This is a genomic window from Nocardioides sp. GCM10028917, from assembly GCF_042666175.1.
GTDB lineage: Bacteria > Actinomycetota > Actinomycetes > Propionibacteriales > Nocardioidaceae > Nocardioides.
The window spans coordinates 656,606-676,802 of record NZ_JBHTFL010000007.1 but is presented as its reverse complement, the minus strand read 5'-3'; the positions used below and the strand labels follow the sequence as shown (position 1 = coordinate 676,802).

The window sequence follows — 20,197 nt, the reverse complement described above, 5'->3', positions numbered from 1 at the left end:
CGTCTCGGCGTCCCGGCTAGGTTCGGGCGATGGCACATCGTTGGATCGCGACCCGTCCCGGCGGCCTCGACGTCTTCGCGTTCGAGGAGCACGACGTCCCGGCCCCACGGGCGGGAGAGGTCACGATCGCCGTCCGCGCTGCGGGGATGAACCCCGCGGACGCCAAGCACGTGGCCACCGGCGCCGGCGACTTCCCGCGGGCGATCGGGTACGAGGTCGCCGGGGTCGTCTCCGCGATCGGACCGGGGACCGGGATCGGCTCGGGTCCGGTGGCGGTGGGTGACGACGTCCTCGCCTTCCGCATCAGAGGCGGCTGGGCGACCGAGGTCACCGTGCCGGCACAGGACGTCTTCGCGAAGCCGCCGTCGTTGTCCTTCGGCGAGGCCGCCAACCTGCTGCTCGCCGGCACGACCGCCGCCGAGATGCTGCACGTGGTCGGCGTCGCCCGAGGCGACACGATCCTGGTGCACGGTGCGTCCGGTGCCGTGGGCGTCAGCGTGCTCCAGCAGGCCGCGTGGATCGGCGCACGGGTGGTCGGCACGGCCAGCCCCTCCAACCACGACGTCGTACGCCGCTTCGGCGGTGAGCCGGTCGCCTACGGGGACGGGCTCGCGGAGCGCGTGCGCGCCGCCGCGCCGCAGGGCGTCGCCGCGGCCCTCGACTGCGTGGGCACGGACGAAGCGGTCGCGGTGTCGCTGTCCCTGGTGACCGACCGCGGTCGCATCGTCACGATCGCGGCAGCGGATCGGGCACGCGACGAAGGCTTCCTGGCGATCGCCGGTGCGCGCCCCGCCAGCCGTCACTTCCGCGCGTCCGTGCGGGCCGACCTGGTGCGGCGGGCGGGAGCCGGCGAGCTCGTCGTGCCCCTGGCCCGCTCGTTCCCGCTGGCCGACGCGCTCACCGCCACCGAGGTGCTGATGGGCCAGCACCCCGGTGGGAAGCTCGTGCTCGTGCCCTGAGGCTAGGCGGGAGCTGCGCCGTCCGACGGACGCGCGAGGCGGTCCGCCACGAGGGTCCACACGTCCGGGTCGAACCCCATCCCGAGGTGCGTCGACGACACCTCGACGTGCTCGGCCGACGGCGTCGCGCGGTCGATGCACGCCTGCCACGCGACCACGCCGTCGCGGCGGGAGAAGAGCACCGTGAGCGGCACGCGGATCGGGGAGGAGGCGTCGAGCCGGCGGGCGACGCGGTCGGCGTGCGCGTCGGCCCCGGCGTTCGAGGAGCGGGCGACGCTCGTGTGGCGGGCGCCGCCGGCCACCGGCGTGCCGTAGGTGATGACGCGTCGTACGGCGTCCGGGTGGCGTCGCGCCACCTCCCGCGCGATGACGCCCCCGAGGCTCCACCCGACCAGCGAGGCCGGCTGGCCCTTCTCCTCGACGAGCTCGAGCACGCGGGCCGACAGCCGCTCGACGTCGCGGCGCGGGTCGCCGGTGTTGGTGCCGAAGCCCCAGCCGCGCGCGTCGTACCCGAGCCGGGTGAGGTAGGCGCGCAAGGGCGCGCCCGTGAGCTCGGGGGCCTTCCAGCCGGGGATGTCGACCACGAGGTGGCCGTCGCCGCGGGGCGCCGCGGCCAGCCGGGGGAGGGCCGCGACCAGGCGGGCCGCGTCGAGTGGCGCCGCGAGCTCGCCGAGCATCGTCCAGGGCGTCGGCGGGCCGTCGGGGCGGGCGAGGTCACGCGCGTCGTCGTGGGTCGCGGCACGGGACCAGAGGCCGGTGGCGGAGAGGACGGCGGCGCCGGCGGGCCAGGTGCGGGACGGCATGCCGGGGACTGTACGTCGACGGGTGGTGGGAGCGAGCGCGGGGCACCTGGCGCGCAACTGATGGTTGCACGACGGCGGCGATCGGCGTACCGTAACGAGCAACCAAGGGTTGCGGGAGGACGTCATGGAGCTGGGAACCATCGAGCGGGAGCTCTACGTCGAGGCGCCCCCCGCGGTCGTCTTCGAGGTGGTGAGCGACCCGACCCACGTGGAGCAGTGGTGGTCCGACGACGCGCGCTACGAGACCGTCGTCGGGTCGGAGGGCGAGATCCTGTTCGCCGACGCCGACGGGGGGAAGGTCGAGGCGTTCACCGTCGTGGAGGTGCAGCCGCCCACCCGCTTCTCCTTCCGGTGGACCCACCCGGCGGGGGAGGAGGCGGTTGAGGGCAACTCGCTGCTCGTCACCTTCGAGCTCGTCCCTCACGGCACGGGCACGCTGGTGCGTTTCCGGGAGACCGGCTTCCGCGAGAGGGGCTGGAGTGCCGCCGTGTCGCAGGCGACGTACGAGGACCACGTCCACGGGTGGGACTACTTCCTGCCGCGCCTGGTCAGGCACGCCGCGGCCCTGGAAGCCCGGCCATGACACGACCGGCCATGACAGGACCGGTCGACGACGTGCTGTGGTCGGCGATCGGCGACCCCACCCGGCGGCAGCTGATCGACCTGCTGCTCGCAGCGGGCTCGGCCACGTCGACGTCGTTGAGCGAGCGGCTCCCGGTCACCCGACAGGCGGTCGCCAAGCACCTGGCCGTCCTCGACAGGGCCGGTCTCGTGCACGGGCAGACGGCCGGCCGCGAGCGGCACTACCGGATCGACGAGGAGCAGCTCGCCCGCGCGCTGGCGCAGCTCGACGCCGTCAGCACGGCATGGGACGGACGGCTCCGACGGATCAAGCGCCTCGCCGAGGCGCTGCAGGACGAGCGCGGATCCGCCGCCCGATCACGAAAGGATCGACCATGAACGACCTGACTCACACCTTCACCGTGGACGCGACGCCGCAGGAGGCCTACGAGGCCATCATCGACGTCCGCTCCTGGTGGGGCGCCACCAACATCGTCGGCGCCACCGACCGGCTGGGAGGCGACTGGTTCTACCTGGTGCCGGACCTCCACTTCTCCAAGCAACGCACCGCCGAGCTCGTCCCCGGCGAGCGCGTGGTGTGGGAGTTCACCGACGGGCACCTCGGATTCATCGCCGACAAGGGCGAGTGGATCGGGACGACGGGCCGCTTCGACATCGCCGCCGACGACGGCCGGACGCGGGTGACCTTCACGCACGAGGGCCTAGCGGCGGGCGACGAGTGCTTCGACGTCTGCCACGACGCCTGGCGGCACTACATCACCGACAGCCTTCGCCAGCGGATCCTGACGGGCCGCGGCACGATGCGTACCCGTGAGGAGGACCTGGCGGCCGTCGGCCAGCACGCAGGGACTGCGCAGTAGGGGCGCCGAGGAACGTGGATCCGCGCCACGCAACTCGGGTGCGCGCCGGCACGGTCGCGGGCTAGCCTCGAGGCCTCGCCTCACCCCTGGGTCGGACGGGCTCCGCAGGCCCGACCTGCGCGGCGACCGTGATCCGTGAACAGTGGTCCGACCACATCGGCAGGGGTTGCCCGGCGGCCGGGTCTCCGACCCGGCCCGCCGGTGCCGGGCGCTCGCACAGGCGGTCAGTCGCCGCGCAGCCGGGAGTAGCCGTGCTGCAGGGCGTCCGAGGCGCCGACGACGGTCAGCACCGCCGCGGCGGCGCGGGTGGGTCGGGGAGCGAACGCCATCCCGGCGACGTACGCCGTGCCCACCCAGACCCCGAGGCAGAACGGGCAGGTCAGCAGCTCGCCCACGGTGTGGCGCACACCGTGTCCGTCGCGGGGCTTCTCCACGTGCTCGCCGGACCCGGCCGCCTCCTCGAACTGGGTGAACGGGGCCCGGAGCGGGCTGGTCACCGATGCCCGGCTCAGCAGCCGGGTGAGCTTGTGGGTCGCGATCCCGCCCAGGGTGAGGTCCCGGAGCGAGTAGTGCTCGGGAAGCTGTCGGCCGGTCGCGCGCCCCAGGGCGAGCAGGCCGGTCACGCTGGCGACGTAGACCGCCATGCTGTCGGCGTAGCCGCCGAGGTTGACCTCGTCGTCCGGGTCGTAGGTCGTGGCGTCGAGGAGGTGCGTCATGGCGCCCGGTACCCCGCGCTTCCCGCCGGGATGAGAGGTCAGCGAGCGTTCCGGCTCACATCGTCGCGACGACGGCCCGGAGCGCGGCGAGGTCCGCCCGGTCCTTCGCACCGCCCGCTTCGTCGGGCCGCGCGACGCCCTTTCCCTCGAGCATCTTCTCCAGGGTGAGCACGCGGACGTGGAGGTGCCCGAGCGGGCGGCGGGCGTGGTCCAGCGGCCCGTCGGAGACCACGATCGGGTGTCCCGGCACCGGTACGACGACCCGGCCCGCGCCGTCGGTCTCGACGAACGTCAGCTGCAGGGCGTACCCGTCCCCGGCGTACTCCGTGCCGACCAGGTCGTCGTCACGGGGCGTGTGGACCCAGCCTGCCGCCGTGAGCGCGGCATCGACGCCGGCCTCGTCGGCGCGCCGGACGAGGACGTCGATGTCGTCGTGCGCGCGGGTGAGGCGACCGACCCACAGGTCCACGGCCCAGCCGCCGAAGAACCAGTGCTCCAGGCCGGCTGACTGCAGGGCGTCGGCGGCGCCGGCGAGCGCGGCCGTCTGCGGCGTCAGCTCCAGCGACGGCTCGCCCATCCGCGTCCCGCTCCCTCTGTCCAAGCCCTTCGGCCAGAGTCCTCCCCGCCGATGGTTGCTGACAAGGCCCGGGCCGGTCCGGACCGGAAGATCGTCAGCCGCGCAGGCGCACGGACAGGCACGTGACGCAGCCCTCGAGCTTCTCGTACTCGGTGACGTCGACGGCGACCACCCGCAGCCCGCGCTTCTCGTACAGTGCGCGCGTGCGGGGCGCCGCGGACGACATCAGCACGGTCGCCTCGTCGAGCAGCACGACGTGCGAGCCCGGCTCCTCCGGGACGGCGAGGAACGAGCCCCACACGGACGGGTCGTCGACGACCTCCTCCCACCCGACGACGGTGCCGTCGGGCAGGGCGGTGACCGCCGACTTGAGGTGCAGCGCCTTGGTCAGGGGGACGGCGACCACGGTGGCGCCGAGCGGTGCGAGGTGCGCGGCGAGCTGGTCGATGCCGGCCTGGTTGGTGCGCCCGCCGAGACCGACCCACACCGTGCCGTCGTGCTTGAGGACGTCGCCGCCGTCGAGGGTGCCGGGCGACTCGATGCGCGCGATCCGGTGGCCCAGGTCGCGCAGCGTCCGCTCGGTGCCGGCGACCTCGGCCTTGCGCTCGTCGGCGCCCGGACGGGTGAGGACGGCCAGGTCGCCGTACATCACCACCGTGTCCTCCACGAAGACCGAGTCGGGGCAGTCCGGTGCCGGCGGGACCTCGATCGTCTCCCAGCCCTCGGCCTGCAGCGCGGCGACGTACGCCTCCCACTGGCGCTGCGCGAGGTCGACGTCGACCGGGACGCGGTCGAGGTGGGTCAGCAGGCCCTCGGCGAGGCGGGGGCTGGGGCGGCGGACGAGGGCGCGACGGGTCACCCGCAGATCCTCCCAGCCCCGTGGGGGAGAGGGGACGTCAGGCGTTCGGGTCCCGCAGCCGGGCCACGACCTCGCGCCGCAGGACCTTGCCCATCGGGTTGGTCGGCAGCTCCTCGACGAACACCACCCGGCGCGGCACCTTGTAGGGCGTCAGGTCCTGCCGCGTGTGCGCGCGCAGCTCGTCCGGCTGCACCGGTACGCCCTCCACGAGCACGACGGCAGCGACGACCTCCTCGCCGCCGTCCTCGTGCGGGAGGCCGACGACCGCCACGTCCACCACCTCGGCGTGCGTGCGGAGCACGGCCTCCACCTCCGAGGGGTAGACGTTGAAGCCGCCGGTGATGATGACCTCCTTGATCCGGTCCACGACCGTCAGGAACCCGTCGGGCGACATGGTCACCACGTCGCCCGTGCGGAACCACCCGTCGTGGAACGCGGCCGCCGTCTCGTCGGGCAGGCCGCGGTACCCCGCGAAGACCTGCGGGCCCCGCACCAGCAGCTCGCCCCGCTCGCCCTGGGGCACCTCGCGGTCGAGGTCGTCCGGGTCCGCGACCCGGATCTCCACGTCGGGGAACGGCACCCCGATCGCTCCCGGGCGACGCGCGCCGGTCATCGGGTTGCCGACGATCACCGGTGACGTCTCGGTGAGGCCGTAGCCCTCCACGAGCAGGCCGCCCGTGACGGCCTCCCACCGCTCGACCAGCGCAGCGGGAAGGGGCATCGCCCCCGACAGGCCGTAGCGGATGCCCCTGATCGAGACGTTGCGGCGCTCCGCCTCGTCGACGATGCGCTGGTAGAGCGGTGGCACCGCCGGCACGAAGCTCGGCACGTCGCGGGCGACCGCGTCCATGATCAGGCCGATCTCGGGCTTGGGCAGCAGCACCAGCTTGGCGGCGAGGGCGACGCCGAGCAGCACGCTCACCGTCACGCCGTAGGCGTGGAACAACGGCAGCGCCACGAGGAAGGACTCCTCGCCCTCCTCCAGCCCCGGCACCCAGGCGCGCCCCTGCAGCACGTTGGCGACGAGGTTGCGGTGCAGCAGGGGTACGCCCTTCGGCACGCCGGTCGTGCCGGAGGTGTAGAGCAGGAGCGCGACGTCGTCCCGGTGCGGTCGGGGGTGCGAGTCGTCCAGCGGCGCGGCGGAGGCCAGGTCGGCCCACTGCATCACCTGGGGCGCCGGCGACGTCAGCTGCTCCCGCGCAGTGCGCGCCTTGGCGATCGGCAGGCGCAGCGCGAGCCGCTTGCTCCACGGGAGCCGGGTGGTCATGTCGACCGCGACCAGGTGCTCGAGGGCCGAGCCGGCGACGAGCTCCTCGACGACTGGGACGACCTTGTCCCACACGATCGCGACCCGGGCGCCGTGGTCGACGAACGGGCGCCGCAGCTCAGCGGCGGTGTAGAGCGGGTTGTGCTCGACGACGGCGGCACCGAGGCGCAGCACCGCGAAGAAGGCGATGACGTTCTGCGGACAGTTGGGCATCACCAGCGCGACGTTGTCGCCGGGGCGTACGCCGAGCGCGTGCAGGCCGCCGGCCACGCGGCGTACCTCCTCGTCGACCTCGGCGTACGTCGACACGCGCCCGAGGAAGTCCAGCGCCGGGCGGTGGGAATGCTGCCGCACCGCGCTCTCCCACAGGTCGAGCACCGTGGTGTCGCCGTAGTCGAGGTGCAGGGGCACGCCCGGCGCGTAGGAGTCTGCCCACGGGGGCTGCTGAGCCGGCACGGTGTTCCTCACGTCCATCCGTCATGGAGGGTCGCGGGGAGCCGCGACGCTCCCAACGTATCGCTCGGACCGGGTGCGGCCGCGGCCGGTCCGCGGGCCCGGCTCACAGCCCGGCGACGACCTCCGTGCCCTGCTTGATCGCGCGCTTGGCGTCGAGCTCCGCGGCCACGTCGGCGCCTCCGATGAGGTGCGCCTCGCGCCCGAGGCCGTCGTAGAGGTCGCGCACGGAGTCCTGACCGGCGCACACGACGATGGTGTCGGCCTCGATCACGCGGGTGGCGCCGTCGACCGTGACGTGGAGGCCCTCGTCGTCGATGCGGTCGTACGTCGCCCCGCTGACCAGGGTCACCCGCGACTGCTTGAGCACCGCGCGGTGCGCCCAGCCGGACGTCTTGCCGAGCCCGATGCCGATCGGCGTGGTCTTCCGCTGCACGAGCGTCACCTCGCGCGCGGGCGTGCGCGGCTTGGCCTCGGTCAGGCCGCCCTCGTGGAGGGCCGGGTCGCCGACGCCCCAGTGGGCCATCCAGTCGTCGAGGTCCTCCTCCTCGTGGGTGAGGAAGACGCTCACGTCGACGCCGATGCCGCCGGCGCCGATCACCGCGACCCGCTTGCCCGGGACCACCGCGCCGCTCAGCACGTCGGCGTACGACGCCACGCTCGGGTGGTCGATGCCGGGGATCTCCGGCAGGCGCGGGGTGACGCCGGTCGCGACGACCACCTGGTCGAAGCCGGCGAGGTCGTCGGCGGTCGCGGCCGTCGAGAGGCGTACGTCGACGCCGAGGACCTCCAGGCGACGGGTGAAGTAGCGCAGGGTGTCGGCGAAGTCCTCCTTGCCGGGAACCGCCATCGCGAGGCGGAACTGGCCGCCGAGCTCGGGCGCCCGCTCGAAGAGGGTCACCGCGAAGCCGCGCTCCGCCGCCGAGGTGGCGGCGGCCAGGCCGGCCGGGCCGGCGCCGACCACCGCGACGGTCTGCTTGCGGAGCGTGGGCATCAGCACCAGCTCGGTCTCGTGGCACGCGCGCGGGTTGACGAGGCAGGAGGCGCGCTCGTTGCTGAAGACGTGGTCCAGGCAGGCCTGGTTGCAGGCGATGCAGGTGTTGATCTCGTCGGCGCGCTCGTCCATCGCCTTGGCGACGAAGGCCGGGTCGGCGAGCAACGGCCGCGCCATCGAGACGAGGTCGGCCTCGCCGGCGGCCAGGATGTCCTCGGCCAGCTCGGGGGTGTTGATCCGGTTGGACGCGCAGACCGGGACGTCGACGACCTCCTTGAGGCGCGCGGTGTGGGAGCGCCAGGCGCCGCGCGGCACCTGCGTGATGATCGTCGGCACCCGTGCCTCGTGCCAGCCGATGCCGGTGTTGAAGACGGTGACGCCGGCAGCCTGCAGGTGCAGCGCGAGCTCGGCGGTCTCCTCCCAGGTCTGCCCGCCCTCGACGAGGTCGATCAGGGAGATCCGGTACACGATCGGGAAGTCCGGGCCGACCAGCTCGCGCGAACGGCGTACGACCTCGACGGCGAAGTGCATGCGGCGCGCGGCCGAGCCGCCCCACTGGTCGTCGCGGTCGTTGGTGCGCGCGGCGAGGAACTGGTTGATGAGGTAGCCCTCGGAGCCCATGATCTCGACCGCGTCGTAGCCGGCCTTCCGGGCGAGCGCGACGCTCTTCGCGAAGGCGGTCGCGGTGTGGTCGACCTCCTTGCTCGACATGGCGCTCGGCTTGAACGGCGTGATCGGCGACTTCTTGTCCGACGCGCTCTGCGACAGCGGGTGGTAGCCGTAGCGACCGGCGTGCAGCACCTGCAGCGCGATCGCGCCGCCCGCGTCGTGGACGGCGCCGGTGATCCGCTCGTGCCGCTTCGCGTGGAGGCGGTTGGTCATCTCGGACGCGAACGGCTTGAGCCAGCCGCGCTTGGTCGGCGCGTAGCCGCCGGTGATGATCAGGCCGACGCCCCCGCGCGCCCGCTCCTCGAAGAACGCCGCGAGCTTGTCGATGTCCCACGGATGGTCCTCCAGCCCGGTGTGCATCGAGCCCATGACGACGCGGTTGCGGAGCGTCAGCGCGTCCGGCCCGGTGCCGAGGGTGATCGGCTCGAGCAGGTGGGGATAGCGGGGGTGCGTCATCTCAGTCCTTCGCGTGGGCGTGCAGGTAGTCGGTGATCCAGTCGATCCAGAAGCGTTCGAGCCGGATGCCGCCGCGCAGCACCAGCCACTGGTCGAGCGCGGCGCCGTCGAGGCCGGCCGGGTCGGGGAACTGCTCGCGCTCGAGCTCCTCGTAGTGCGCGAGCCGCGTCGCGTGGTCGGCACGGGCGGCCAGGAGGTTGGCGGTCAGCGCGGCGCGGTCGCCGTACGACGCCCCGCGCAGCTTGACCGCCAGCTCGCTGCGGAACGTCTCCATCGGCATCGGCGTGGCGAGCCACTCGGCCAGCACCCGCCGCCCCTCGGTCGACGGTGTGTGGACCTTCTTGTCGGGCCGGCCCTCCTGCTCGACGACCTCGACGCCCACCCAGCCGTCGGCCTCCATCCGCGCCAGGACGCGGTAGATCTGCTGGTGGGTGGCGTGCCAGAAGAACCCCAGCGACTTCTCGAACCGCCGGGTCAGCTCGAGCCCGCTCGCCGGGCGCTCGCTGAGCGCGACGAGGAGGGCGTGCTCGAGGGCCATGCGGGCCATGGTGCCCGACCTATGCAACGAGTTGCAAGGGCCTAGGTCGAAGATCACTCGTCGCAGTTGCCAGCAAACTTCGACCTAGTGGCTGTCCACAGATGAGGGGCCGCGGGTGGCGCCGCCGGGGTTGCTCCCCGACGGTGGACAGATGACCGCCGAGCCGCGCGCCTCGCCGTACGGCTCGACCGTGGCTGCCCACCTCGCCGCCCAGGACGGGGTCGTCTCCCGGGACCAGCTCGTGTCAGCGGGCTGCCGACCGCACGACATCGAGCGCCTGCTGCGACGGCGGGAGCTGTTCGTCGCGCTTCCCGGCGTGTACGTGGTCCACAACGGGCCGCAGACCTGGCAGCAGCGCGCGTGGGTGGCGGTGCTCTCGTGCTGGCCGGCGGCCCTCGCCGGGCGGTCGGCGTTGCGCGCCGAGAACGGCCCCGGTCTGCGGGACTTCGACGAGTCGGCGCCGATCGAGGTGGCGGTCGACGTCGACCGTACGGTGCGCAGCAAGCCTGGAGTGTCCGTACGCCGGATGGCTGGTCTGGCACCCCGGGTGCGTGCCAACACGTCGCCTCCGCGCGTCCGCTACGAGGAGGCGGTCCTCGACGTGGTCGCCTCTCTCTCGCGTGAGTGGGACATGATCGAGTGCTGTGCCGCGGCCGTGCGGAGTCGCTGCACCACCGCCGAGCGGCTGTCCGCCGCGCTCGCGGCCCGGAGCCGGTTCCCGCGACGGGCCTGGCTGCTGCGGGTCCTGGCCGACGTGGCGGGCGGCACGGCCTCGGTCCTCGAGCACGGCTACCTCCGCCGGGTCGAGCGGGCTCACGGCCTGCCCCGCGCCGACCGACAGCGGGCCGACCGGGTCGGCGGCGCTCGTGTGTACCGCGACGCCGCGTACCCGGCGTACGACCTCGACGTGGAGCTCGACGGCCGGTTCGACCACAGTGCGCTGACAGACCGCGACCGAGACCTCGACCGCGACCTGGCAACGGCCGTCGGCGGCGTTCGGACGGTGCGCCTGGGATGGGGGCAGGTCTACGACCGGCCCTGCCGGGCGGCTGCCGCCGTCGCTCGACTCCTGCAGGTCGGCGGATGGCAGGGTGAGCCGACGCCGTGCTCGTCCAAATGCTCGGTCACAGGTGGCTAGCTCGAAGTTCGCTCGTACATGGCACGAGCGAACCTCGAGCTTGTGGTCACGGGCCGCGAGACGACCGTCGCGACCCTGACAGCGGCGGTGTCATGATCGGCGCATGACGTACGAGCTGGGGCAGGGGACCGGGCCGCTGCGGGGCGTCCGGGTGGTCGAGGTGGCCGGCATCGGTCCAGGGCCGCACGCGTGCATGCTGCTGGCCGACCTCGGCGCCGACGTGGTGCGCATCGACCGGCCGGGCGGCGGGATGTTCGCCAGCGGGCGGGCCGACGTGCTCAACCGCGGCCGGCCGAGCGTCGCCCTCGACCTCAAGCGCCCGGAGGCGATCGGGGTCGTGCTCGACCTCGTCGAGCGCGCCGACGTGCTCGTCGAGGGCATGCGGCCGGGTGCGATGGAGCGGCTCGGCCTCGGGCCGGAGGCCTGCCACGCCCGCAACCAGCGGCTGGTCATCGGCCGGATGACGGGCTGGGGCCAGGACGGGCCGTGGAGCCAGGCCGCGGGCCACGACATGAACTACATCGGGATCACGGGCGCGCTCCACGGCCTCGGCCAGGACCGCGACCGGCCGCACTTCCCGAGCAACCTGCTCGGAGACTTCGGCGGCGGCTCGACCTACCTCGTCATCGGCATCCTCGCCGCGCTCCTCGAGGCCCGCACGAGCGGCCGCGGCCAGGTCGTCGACGCCGCGATCGTCGACGGCACCGCCCACCTCAACGCGATGGCCTCGACCTTCGCCGCCCTCGGCCTCGACACCGGCATGCGCCGCTCGGGGCTGCTCGACGGCGGCACGCCCTGGTACGACGTCTACGAGACCGCCGACGGCCGCCACGTGAGCGTCGGGGCGCTCGAGCCGCAGTTCTGGGCCGCGCTCGTCGAGCGCATCGGTGTCGAGCTGCCCGACCGCGACGACCCGGCGAACCACGCCACCATCCGCGGCGCCCTGATCAGGCGGTTCAAGGAGCGGACGCAGGCCGAGTGGGCCGAGGTCTTCGACGGCACGGACGCCTGCGTCGCGCCCGTCGTACCCCTGGCCGAGGCGCCCGCCCATCCGCACCTCGCCGCGCGCGGCACCTTCGTCGACCACGCCGGCGTCACCCAGCCGGCGCCCGCGCCCCGCTTCTCGCGGACCGCGTCCACCATCAGCAGCGCGCCCGCGCTGCCCGGGGAGCACACCCGCGAGGCGCTCACCGCCTGGGGCATCGCCGACGTCGACGGCCTGATCGCCGGCGGGGCGGCGGCGCAGGCGTCGGCACCGTGAGGCCGTTCCTCTTCCTCGGCACCCGCGCGGAGGACGACGTCGCCCAGCAGGAGTACGACGCCGTGCTCGCCGGCTGCGGCCTGCGACCCGACGAGCTGGTGCGCGTCCGCCTCGAGGCAGGCCCGCTCGGGGAGGTCGACCTCGACGACTGGTCCGGGATCATCCTCGGCGGCGGGCCCTACAACATGTCCGACCACGAGAACGCGAAGTCGCCGGCCCAGCGCTGGGCCGAGGCCGAGCTCCGCGCCCTCGCCGAACGGGTGGTCGCCGCGGACGTCCCGTTCCTGGGTGCCTGCTACGGCATCGGGGTGCTCGGCACCCTGCCCGGAGGGGTCGTCGACCGGACGTTCGGCGAGCCCATCGGCGCGCTGCCCGTCCGGCTGACCGACGCGGGCCGCGACGACCCGCTCTTCGGGACGCTGCCCGGGGAGTTCACGGCGTACCTCGGTCACAAGGAGGCGGTCGCACGGCTGCCCGACGGCGCGGTGCTGCTCGCCTCGACCGACACCTGCCCGGTCCACGCCTTCCGGATCGGCCGCAACGTCTACGCCACCCAGTTCCACCCCGAGCTCGATGCCGTCGCGATCTGCGACCGCATCGACGCCTACAGCGCCCACGGCTACTACGAGCCGCACGAGCAGGAGCACCTCAAGGCCGCCGCCCGCGAGGCGATGGTGACCGAGCCGGTGCGACTGCTGGCGCGGTTCGTGGAGCTGTACGCGCGCACCTGAGCCGGTGTGTAACTCGCGGTTACGATTTCCCCGGGTGCTGACCTAGGCTCGTCGCGTGACGACTGTCGAGCACGTCGACGTGCTGATCATCGGGGCCGGCCTGTCGGGCATCGGCGCGGCGGCCCACCTCGCCAAGGACCTGCCCACGACGTCGTACGCCGTCCTGGAGCGGCGCGAGGTCAGCGGCGGGACGTGGGACCTGTTCCGCTACCCGGGCGTGCGCTCCGACTCCGACATGCACACGCTCGGCTACCGGTTCCGGCCGTGGCGCGGCGACACCGCTCTCGCCGACGGCGCCTCGATCCTCGGCTACCTCCGCGACACGGCGCGCGAGTACGGCGTGGACCGTCACGTCCGCCACGGCCACCGTGTCGTCGGGGCCGACTGGGACTCGAGCACCGCGCGCTGGACGGTGACGTCCGAGGTCGGCGGGGAGCGGCGGACGATGACCGCCGACTTCCTGTGGGCGTGCAGCGGCTACTACGACTACGACGCGGGCTACACACCGCACTTCGAGGGCCAGGAGCGCTTCGGCGGCCGGGTCGTCCACCCCCAGCACTGGCCCGACGACCTCGGCCCCACGGGAAAGCGCATCGTCGTCATCGGCTCGGGCGCCACCGCCGTGACGCTCGTGCCCGCCCTCGCCCGGGACGGCGCCGCGCACGTCACGATGCTGCAGCGCTCACCGACGTACGTCCTCTCGGTGCCGGCCAAGGACGCGGTGAAGGGTCGGCTGACGCGCCTCGTCGGCGAGGAGCGGTCGTTCGTCGCGACGCGGTGGAAGAACATCGCGCTGCAGTCCGCGCTCTACCGCGCGAGCCGGCGGCGCCCGGACCTCGTGCGCCGCCTCGTCCGCAGGACCAACGTCGCCCAGCTCCCGCCCGGCTACGCCGTCGACACCCACTTCAACCCGAGCTACGACCCGTGGGATCAGCGGATGTGCCTGGTGCCGGACGGCGACCTGTTCCGCGCCATCAGTGACGGGCGGGCCGACGTGGTCACCGGCCGCATCGCCACCTTCACCGAGACCGGCCTCGAGCTGGAGTCGGGGGAGCGGATCGAGGCTGACGTCGTCGTCACCGCGACCGGCCTCAACCTCCAGGTGTTCGGCGGCGCCGAGCTGAGCGTCGACGGTGAGGTGGTCGAGCCCAGCCGCACGATGGCCTACCGCGCGATGATGCTCTCGGGCGTGCCCAACTTCGCCTTCACCATCGGCTACACCAACGCCTCCTGGACGCTCAAGGCCGACCTCGTCGCGGAGTACGTCGTCCGGCTGCTCGAGCGGCTGCGGTCGACCGGCACCCGGTCGGTCGTCCCGGTGCGCGACCCGGACGTCGAGGAGGTGCCGCTGATGGACTTCGACGCCGGCTACGTGCAGCGCGTGGTCCACACCCTTCCCCGGCAGGGCACGCGGGCCCCGTGGTCGCTCAAGCAGAGCTACCTCCACGACGCCCGGACGATCCGGAGGGCGCGCCTCGACGACGGCGTCCTGCGCTGGACCTGAGCGCGTTCGGTGGAAGCGCTCCCACATTTGTGGGTCGCGCTGCCCCGCGACCGTTGACAGGGATGTGTGACCGGCGTCATAGTGGCAGCCGGACGGAAGTGGAAGCGCTCTCACACCGCTCACGTCCACCTTCCGGCCGGGCAGAGAGCCCGGCGACCCAGGACGGCAGGAGTGCAGTGGTGCAGACATCCAGGACCCGGCGATTCAGGCTCGCCTCGAGCGCGTTGATGGCGCTCACCCTCGCGACGACCGCGGCCGCGTGCGGCGGCGGTGACGACGACGGGACGACCGCAGACGGCGTCACCACGGTCACCGTGGCGACGTTCAACGAGTTCGGCTACGAGGGGCTCATCGACGAGTGGAACGCCGCCAACGACGACATCAAGATCGAGCAGGTGAAGGTCGGCACGTGGGACGACGCGAAGGCCAACCTCTACACGAAGCTCGCAGCCGGCTCGGGCCTCTCGGACATCGAGGCGATCGAGGGTGACGCGATGCCCGCGATCCTCGCCGAGGAGGGTGCCTTCGAGGACCTCACCGACGACGAGCTCGAAGGCCGCTGGCTGCCGTGGGTCGAGGAGAAGACCCTCAATGCCGACGGCCAGATGATCGGCTACGCCACCGACATCGGCCCGGAGGGCATCTGCTACCGCGCCGACCTCTTCAAGAAGGCCGGCCTCCCCACCGACCGCGAGGAGGTCGCGAGGCTCATGGGCACCTGGGACGACTACTTCGCGCTCGGCGAGGAGTTCCTCAAGAAGGTCCCCGACACCGCGTGGTACGACTCCTCGGGCGGGCTCGCGCAGGCCATGCTCAACCAGGTCGCGAACCCCTTCGAGACCGACGACAACACCGTCGAGGTGGAGAACGACGAGCTCAAGTCCGTCTGGGCCGACGTCACCGGCAACATCGAGAAGGGCCTGTCCACCAAGCTCCCGCAGTGGAGCGACGACTGGACCGCGTCCTTCCAGAACGACGGCTTCGCCACCATGGCGTGCCCCGGCTGGATGCTCGGCGTCGTCGAGGGCAACGCCGAGGGTGTCGAGGGCTGGGACATCGCCAACGTCTTCCCCGGCGGCGGCGGCAACTGGGGCGGCTCGTTCCTCACCGTCCCGTCCCAGGGCGAGAACGTCGAGGAGGCGAAGGAGGTCGCTGCCTGGCTGACCGCGCCGGAGCAGCAGGTCAAGGCGTTCGCAGCCAAGGGCACCTTCCCCAGCCAGGTCGACGCCCTGGAGTCGGACAAGGTGACCAGCGCGACGAACGCCTTCTTCAACGACGCGCCCACCGGTCAGATCCTCGCGGAGCGCGCCCAGGCGGTGACGGTGCAGCCCTACAAGGGCCCGAAGTACTCCGACATCCTCCAGGCCTTCCAGGCTGCGGTCCTTCGCGTCGACGACGGATCCCAGGACGCTGCCGAGTCGTGGGACCAGTTCGTGACCGACGTCGAAGCGCTCGGCTGATCGGACCGACGGACTCCTCGTGAGCAACTCCACCACCTCCCGGGGCGGGGGCACCCAGACGGTGTCCCCGACCCGGGAGGGCTCCTCCGCCGCGTCCGGGCCCACCGGACGAACGCCCCGGCCCGAGTGGCGCCAGCGACTGACCCGGCTCGACGTCCGGCTCTCGCCGTACCTCTACATCTCGCCCTTCTTCCTGCTGTTCCTGGTCGTCGGCATGTTCCCGCTCGCCTACACGGCGTGGGTGTCGGTGCACGAGTGGAGCCTGATCGGCGGCAAGGGAGAGTTCGTCGGTCTCGACAACTTCCGCGAGGTCCTCGGCAACCCCTACTTCACCAAGCAGCTGGTCAACACGATCAGCATCTTCCTGCTCTCCTCCGTGCCGCAGATCGTCATCGCCGTGGTGCTGGCGGCGCTGCTGGACAACCAGCTCCGCGGCCGCACGTTCTGGCGGATGAGCATCCTGCTGCCGTTCGTCGTGTCCCCCGTGGCCATCGCGATCATCTTCGGCAGCCTGTACGGCGACCGCTACGGCCTGATCAACGAGCTGCTCGGGCACGTCGGCATCGACCCCGTCGGCTGGCACACCGAGCGGTTCGCCAGCCACGTCGCCGTCGCGACCATGGTGAACTGGCGCTGGACCGGCTACAACGCTCTCATCCTGCTCGCAGCCATGCAGGCGGTGCCGCGCGAGCTCTACGAGTCGGCGGCGATGGACGGCGCCGGCCGGGTGCGGCAGTTCGTCAGCATCACGCTGCCGATGATCCGCCCGACGATGATCTTCGTCGTCATCACCTCCACGATCGGCGGCCTCCAGATCTTCGCCGAGCCCCGGCTCTTCGACGAGACCAACGCACGCAACGGCGGCAGCGACCGCCAGTTCGGCACCATCACCATGCTGATCTACGACTTCGGCTGGCAGCTGCGCGACCTGGGACGGGCCTCGGCCACGGCTTGGCTGCTCTTCGTCGTGATCTGCGCCTTCGGCATCGCCAACTTCCTGCTCATCCGCAGGATCGGAGCCCTGGGAGGAGACCGATGACGCGCCGTCCGGGGTTCCTCGTCTACGGCCTGCTGACCGCCTTCCTGGTCGGCTCAGCCGCTCCGCTCTACTGGTCGTTCCTGCTCGGCTCGCACACGAAGGAGATCGCCGCACAGGGCGTCCCGCCGCTGCTGCCGGGCGGTCACTTCTGGTCCAACGCCGAGCGCGCGATGACGACGATCCCCTTCTGGAAGGCCATCGGCAACAGCCTGATGGTGTCCACGGTGACGGCCTGCTCGGTGGTGTTCTTCTGCACCTTGGCGGGCTACGCCTTCGCCAAGCTGCGCTTCCGTGGTCGGGGTCCCCTCCTGGTCTTCGTGATCGCCACCATGGCGGTCCCCACCCAGCTCGGCGTCGTACCCATGTTCATCCTGATGTCGGAGTTCGGCTGGACCGGCAGCATCACGTCGGTGATCATCCCGTGGCTGGTCACCGCCTTCGGCGTCTTCTTCATGCGCCAGTACCTGGTCGACGCGGTGCCGGACGAGCTGGTCGAGGCCGCCCGCATGGACGGGTGCTCCCAGATCCGCATCTTCTGGCACGTCGCCGCGCCCGCCGCCCGACCTGCAGCCGCCATCCTCTGGCTCTTCACCTTCATGCAGGTGTGGACGGACTTCTTCTGGCCGCTCATCGCCCTGCCGAACAGCAACCCCACCATCCAGGTGGCGCTCAACCAGCTCCAGAGCGGGTTCTTCAAGGACTACAGCCTCGTCCTGGCCGGTACCACGCTGGCCACCATCCCGCTCCTCGTCCTGTTCGTCCTCGCCGGCCGCCAGCTCGTGTCCGGCATCATGCAAGGAGCCGTCAAGGGATGACCACCCACACCACGCCCGCCTCCACCGTCGAGTCGTCGCCGCGAGCGCACTTCGCGCACGACTTCGTGTGGGGCATGGCGACCGCCTCCTACCAGATCGAGGGCGCCGTCACCGAGGACGGGCGCACCCCCTCGATCTGGGACACCTTCTCGCGGGTCCCCGGAGCGATCCTGGGCGGGGACACCGGAGAGGTCGCCTGCGACCACTACCACCGGATGCCAGCCGATGTGGAACTCCTCGCCGACCTCGGTGCCACGTCGTACCGCTTCTCGGTGGCGTGGCCGCGGGTGCGGCCGGACGCGGGGCCGGTCAACGCGGCCGGCCTCGCGTTCTACGACCGGCTCGTCGACGAGCTGCTCTCCCACGGGATCGCGCCGTGGCTGACGCTCTACCACTGGGACCTGCCGCAGGTGCTCGAGGACGCCGGCGGCTGGACCAACCGCGACACCGTCCACCGGTTCGTGGAGTACGCCGTCTCGGTGCACGAGGCGCTCGGCGACCGCGTGCCGACGTGGACCACGCTCAACGAGCCGTGGTGCTCGGCCTTCCTCGGCTACTCCGCGGGCCACCACGCGCCGGGCCGTCAGGAGGGGGCTGCCGGTCTCGTCGCCGGTCACCACCTGATGCTCGCGCACGGCCTCGCCACGCAGGAGCTGCGCAGCCGCGGCGCCGACCGGCTCGGGCTGAGCCTCAACCTGACGGTGCCCGATCCGAGCGACCCCACCGACCCGGTCGACGTCGACGCCGCCCGCCGCATCGACGGGATGCACAACCGGTTCTTCCTCGACCCGATCTTCCGCGGCGCCTACCCCGCCGACGTGCTCGAGGACACCGCCGACCGGACGTGGCAGGACCGGCCCTGGCTCGACGTGGTGCGCGACGGCGACCTCGAGATCATCTCGACGCCGATCGACGTGCTGGGCGTGAACTACTACCACGGCAACGAGGTCTCGGGTCACCCGCGCACGGACGTCGTCGGCATCGGCGCCGACCACCCCGACCGGGTCGCGCTCTCGCCGTTCCCCGGCTCCGAGCACGTCACCTTCCCCAGCCGCGGGCTGCCGCTGACCGCCATGGGGTGGGAGATCCAGCCCGAGGGCCTCCACTGGCTGCTCCGGCGCCTCCACGACGACTACCCGCACCTGCCGATCTACCTCACCGAGACCGGTGCGGCCTTCGACGACCGGCTCGACGAGCACGGACGGGTGCACGACCCCGACCGGATCGCGTTCCTCGACTCCTACCTGCGTGCGGTGCACCGGGCGATCGAGGAGGGCGTCGACGTCCGCGGGTTCTTCCAGTGGTCGTTCTACGACAACTTCGAGTGGGCCTTCGGCTACGCCAAGCGCTTCGGGCTCGTCCACGTCGACTACGCGACGCAGCGTCGTACCCCGAAGTCGAGCGCCCACTGGTACGCCGAGCTCGCCCGCACCGGGAGCCTGCCCGCGCCCCCAGCCGTGGACGACTAGCGTGGCGCGGGTGACCACCTCGCGCAGCCCTGTGAGCGCGGGTCAGCCGACCCTCGACGAGGTGGCCCGGGTCGCGGGCGTCTCTCGCGCCACGGCGTCGCGTGCGATCAACGGCGGCCAGCGCGTCAGCGCGCGGGCCCAGTCGGCCGTCGACACGGCGGTGCGCACGCTGGGCTACGTCCCCAACCCGGCGGCGCGCAGCCTGGTCACGCGACGTACGGACTCCATCGCCGTCGTCGTCCCCGAGCCGGACGACCGCGTCTTCTCCGACCCGTTCTTCGCCGGCACGCTGCGCGGCGTGACGCGGGTGTTGGGCGAGCGCGACATCCAGCTCGTGCTGCTGCTCGCCCGTCCGGGCGCGTCGACGGCGCGGACGCTGCGCTACCTCACCAACCGCCACGTCGACGGCGCCCTGGTCGTCTCCCACCACCGCGACGACCGGCTCGCCGAGCACCTCGCCGACATCGGTCTGCCCTGCGTCTTCGGCGGGCGTCCCTGGACCGGCGGTGACCGGGTGGCGTACGTCGACGTCGACAACGTGGCGGGCGAGCGCGAGGCGACCGAGGCACTCGTCGCCCGCGGCTGCACGCGGATCGGCACCATCGCCGGGCCCGCCGACATGACGGCCTCCGAGGACCGGATCGCCGGCTGGCGGCAGGCGATGTCAACGGCCGGGCTGGCCGCCGACGCGGTCGAGCACGGCGACTTCACCGAGGCCAGCGGCGAGGCCGCGGCCCGGGCGCTCATGGAGCGCCACCCCGACATCGACGGCCTCGTGGTCGCCTCCGACCTGATGGCCGCCGGCGCGCTGAAGGTGCTCGCCGAGCTCGGTCGCCGGGTGCCCGACGACATCGCGGTCGTGGGCTTCGACGACCTCGGCGTCGCCGAGCGCACCTCCCCGGCCCTGACCACGGTCCGGCAGCCGGTCGACGAGATGGCCGAGCGGGCGACCCGGCTGCTGCTCGAGCGCGTCGACGAGCCCGGCTCCAGCCGCCCGATGCGGGTGATCATCCCGCCGACCCTCATCCGACGGGCCAGCGCCTGAGG

At 72.6% G+C, this 20,197-nt stretch carries 20 protein-coding genes; 13 read left to right on the top strand and 7 right to left on the bottom strand.

Translation table 11 applies throughout. The features are described 5' to 3' along the window. The first annotated feature begins 29 nt into the window (after positions 1–29). The gene (locus tag ACFQW6_RS12620) at positions 30–959 is read left to right on the top strand and encodes an NADP-dependent oxidoreductase (RefSeq protein WP_378545448.1); all 930 of its coding nucleotides are present in this window, start codon (positions 30–32) and stop codon (positions 957–959) included. A gap of 2 nt (positions 960–961) precedes the next feature. Here ACFQW6_RS12620 and ACFQW6_RS12615 read toward each other — a convergent pair whose 3' ends face one another. Further along, the gene (locus ACFQW6_RS12615) at positions 962–1,762 is read right to left on the bottom strand and encodes an alpha/beta fold hydrolase (protein WP_378545445.1); all 801 of its coding nucleotides are present in this window, start codon (positions 1,760–1,762) and stop codon (positions 962–964) included. Positions 1,763–1,886: 124 nt separating this feature from the next. Between ACFQW6_RS12615 and ACFQW6_RS12610 the strand changes: the two genes are divergently transcribed. From ACFQW6_RS12610 to ACFQW6_RS12600, 3 genes are read left to right on the top strand one after another with little or no spacing between them, the layout of a single operon-like run. Next, positions 1,887–2,345: an SRPBCC domain-containing protein gene (locus ACFQW6_RS12610; RefSeq protein WP_378545442.1), complete on the top strand. Its 459-nt coding sequence runs from the start codon at positions 1,887–1,889 to the stop codon at positions 2,343–2,345. Beyond that, on the top strand, positions 2,342–2,722 hold the full coding sequence (locus tag ACFQW6_RS12605) for an ArsR/SmtB family transcription factor (protein ID WP_378545439.1): 381 nt from the start codon (positions 2,342–2,344) through the stop codon (positions 2,720–2,722). Before ACFQW6_RS12610 ends, ACFQW6_RS12605 begins: the two co-directional genes overlap by 4 nt. Beyond that, positions 2,719–3,204, top strand: coding sequence for an SRPBCC domain-containing protein (locus tag ACFQW6_RS12600; protein WP_378545436.1), 486 nt, complete (start codon positions 2,719–2,721; stop codon positions 3,202–3,204). The genes ACFQW6_RS12605 and ACFQW6_RS12600 overlap by 4 nt, the downstream gene beginning before the upstream one ends. A 224-nt stretch (positions 3,205–3,428) precedes the next feature. Here ACFQW6_RS12600 and ACFQW6_RS12595 read toward each other — a convergent pair whose 3' ends face one another. The 6 genes from ACFQW6_RS12595 to ACFQW6_RS12570 all read right to left on the bottom strand — a co-directional run bounded on the left by ACFQW6_RS12595 (position 3,429) and on the right by ACFQW6_RS12570 (position 9,733). Next, positions 3,429–3,920, bottom strand: coding sequence for a DUF1360 domain-containing protein (locus ACFQW6_RS12595; RefSeq protein ID WP_378545433.1), 492 nt, complete (start codon positions 3,918–3,920; stop codon positions 3,429–3,431). Positions 3,921–3,975: 55 nt separating this feature from the next. After that, positions 3,976–4,497: a nucleotidyltransferase domain-containing protein gene (locus ACFQW6_RS12590; protein ID WP_378545430.1), complete on the bottom strand. Its 522-nt coding sequence runs from the start codon at positions 4,495–4,497 to the stop codon at positions 3,976–3,978. 94 nt (positions 4,498–4,591) lie between these two features. Beyond that, positions 4,592–5,356, bottom strand: coding sequence for a dimethylargininase (gene ddaH, locus ACFQW6_RS12585; protein WP_378545427.1), 765 nt, complete (start codon positions 5,354–5,356; stop codon positions 4,592–4,594). A 37-nt stretch (positions 5,357–5,393) separates the two neighbouring features. After that, positions 5,394–7,091 (bottom strand): long-chain-fatty-acid--CoA ligase, encoded by a 1,698-nt coding sequence (locus ACFQW6_RS12580; RefSeq protein WP_378545424.1) that lies wholly within the window; start codon positions 7,089–7,091, stop codon positions 5,394–5,396. 91 nt (positions 7,092–7,182) lie between these two features. Next, complete coding sequence (locus ACFQW6_RS12575) at positions 7,183–9,195, bottom strand: NADPH-dependent 2,4-dienoyl-CoA reductase (RefSeq protein ID WP_378545421.1); 2,013 nt, start codon at positions 9,193–9,195, stop codon at positions 7,183–7,185. Between the two features lies 1 nt (position 9,196). Beyond that, complete coding sequence (locus tag ACFQW6_RS12570; protein WP_378545418.1) at positions 9,197–9,733, bottom strand: PadR family transcriptional regulator; 537 nt, start codon at positions 9,731–9,733, stop codon at positions 9,197–9,199. Between the two features lie 151 nt (positions 9,734–9,884). Here ACFQW6_RS12570 and ACFQW6_RS12565 point away from each other — a divergent pair, with 151 nt between their 5' ends. From ACFQW6_RS12565 to ACFQW6_RS12525, 9 genes are all read left to right on the top strand, one after another. Continuing rightward, a complete protein-coding gene (locus tag ACFQW6_RS12565) occupies positions 9,885–10,871 on the top strand; it encodes a hypothetical protein (protein ID WP_378545416.1) in 987 nt (328 codons plus the stop codon). 103 nt (positions 10,872–10,974) lie between these two features. Continuing rightward, entirely contained in the window at positions 10,975–12,132 is a 1,158-nt protein-coding gene (locus tag ACFQW6_RS12560) for a CaiB/BaiF CoA transferase family protein (protein ID WP_378545414.1), read from the top strand. Further along, positions 12,129–12,863: a glutamine amidotransferase gene (locus ACFQW6_RS12555; RefSeq protein ID WP_378545411.1), complete on the top strand. Its 735-nt coding sequence runs from the start codon at positions 12,129–12,131 to the stop codon at positions 12,861–12,863. Before ACFQW6_RS12560 ends, ACFQW6_RS12555 begins: the two co-directional genes overlap by 4 nt. 55 nt (positions 12,864–12,918) lie before the next feature. Then, positions 12,919–14,367, top strand: a complete 1,449-nt coding sequence (locus ACFQW6_RS12550; RefSeq protein ID WP_378545408.1) for a flavin-containing monooxygenase — start codon at positions 12,919–12,921, stop codon at positions 14,365–14,367. Positions 14,368–14,546: 179 nt separating this feature from the next. Further along, positions 14,547–15,827: an extracellular solute-binding protein gene (locus tag ACFQW6_RS12545; protein ID WP_378545406.1), complete on the top strand. Its 1,281-nt coding sequence runs from the start codon at positions 14,547–14,549 to the stop codon at positions 15,825–15,827. Positions 15,828–15,846: 19 nt separating this feature from the next. Continuing rightward, a complete protein-coding gene (locus ACFQW6_RS12540; protein WP_378545403.1) occupies positions 15,847–16,866 on the top strand; it encodes a carbohydrate ABC transporter permease in 1,020 nt (339 codons plus the stop codon). Then, positions 16,863–17,681 (top strand): carbohydrate ABC transporter permease, encoded by an 819-nt coding sequence (locus ACFQW6_RS12535; RefSeq protein WP_378545400.1) that lies wholly within the window; start codon positions 16,863–16,865, stop codon positions 17,679–17,681. The genes ACFQW6_RS12540 and ACFQW6_RS12535 overlap by 4 nt, the downstream gene beginning before the upstream one ends. After that, positions 17,678–19,150 carry a GH1 family beta-glucosidase gene (locus ACFQW6_RS12530; RefSeq protein ID WP_378545397.1) on the top strand — a complete coding sequence of 491 codons (1,473 nt, stop codon included), beginning with the start codon at positions 17,678–17,680 and terminating at the stop codon, positions 19,148–19,150. The genes ACFQW6_RS12535 and ACFQW6_RS12530 overlap by 4 nt, the downstream gene beginning before the upstream one ends. 10 nt (positions 19,151–19,160) lie before the next feature. After that, positions 19,161–20,195: a LacI family DNA-binding transcriptional regulator gene (locus ACFQW6_RS12525; RefSeq protein WP_378545394.1), complete on the top strand. Its 1,035-nt coding sequence runs from the start codon at positions 19,161–19,163 to the stop codon at positions 20,193–20,195. The last annotated feature ends 2 nt before the right edge of the window (positions 20,196–20,197 follow it).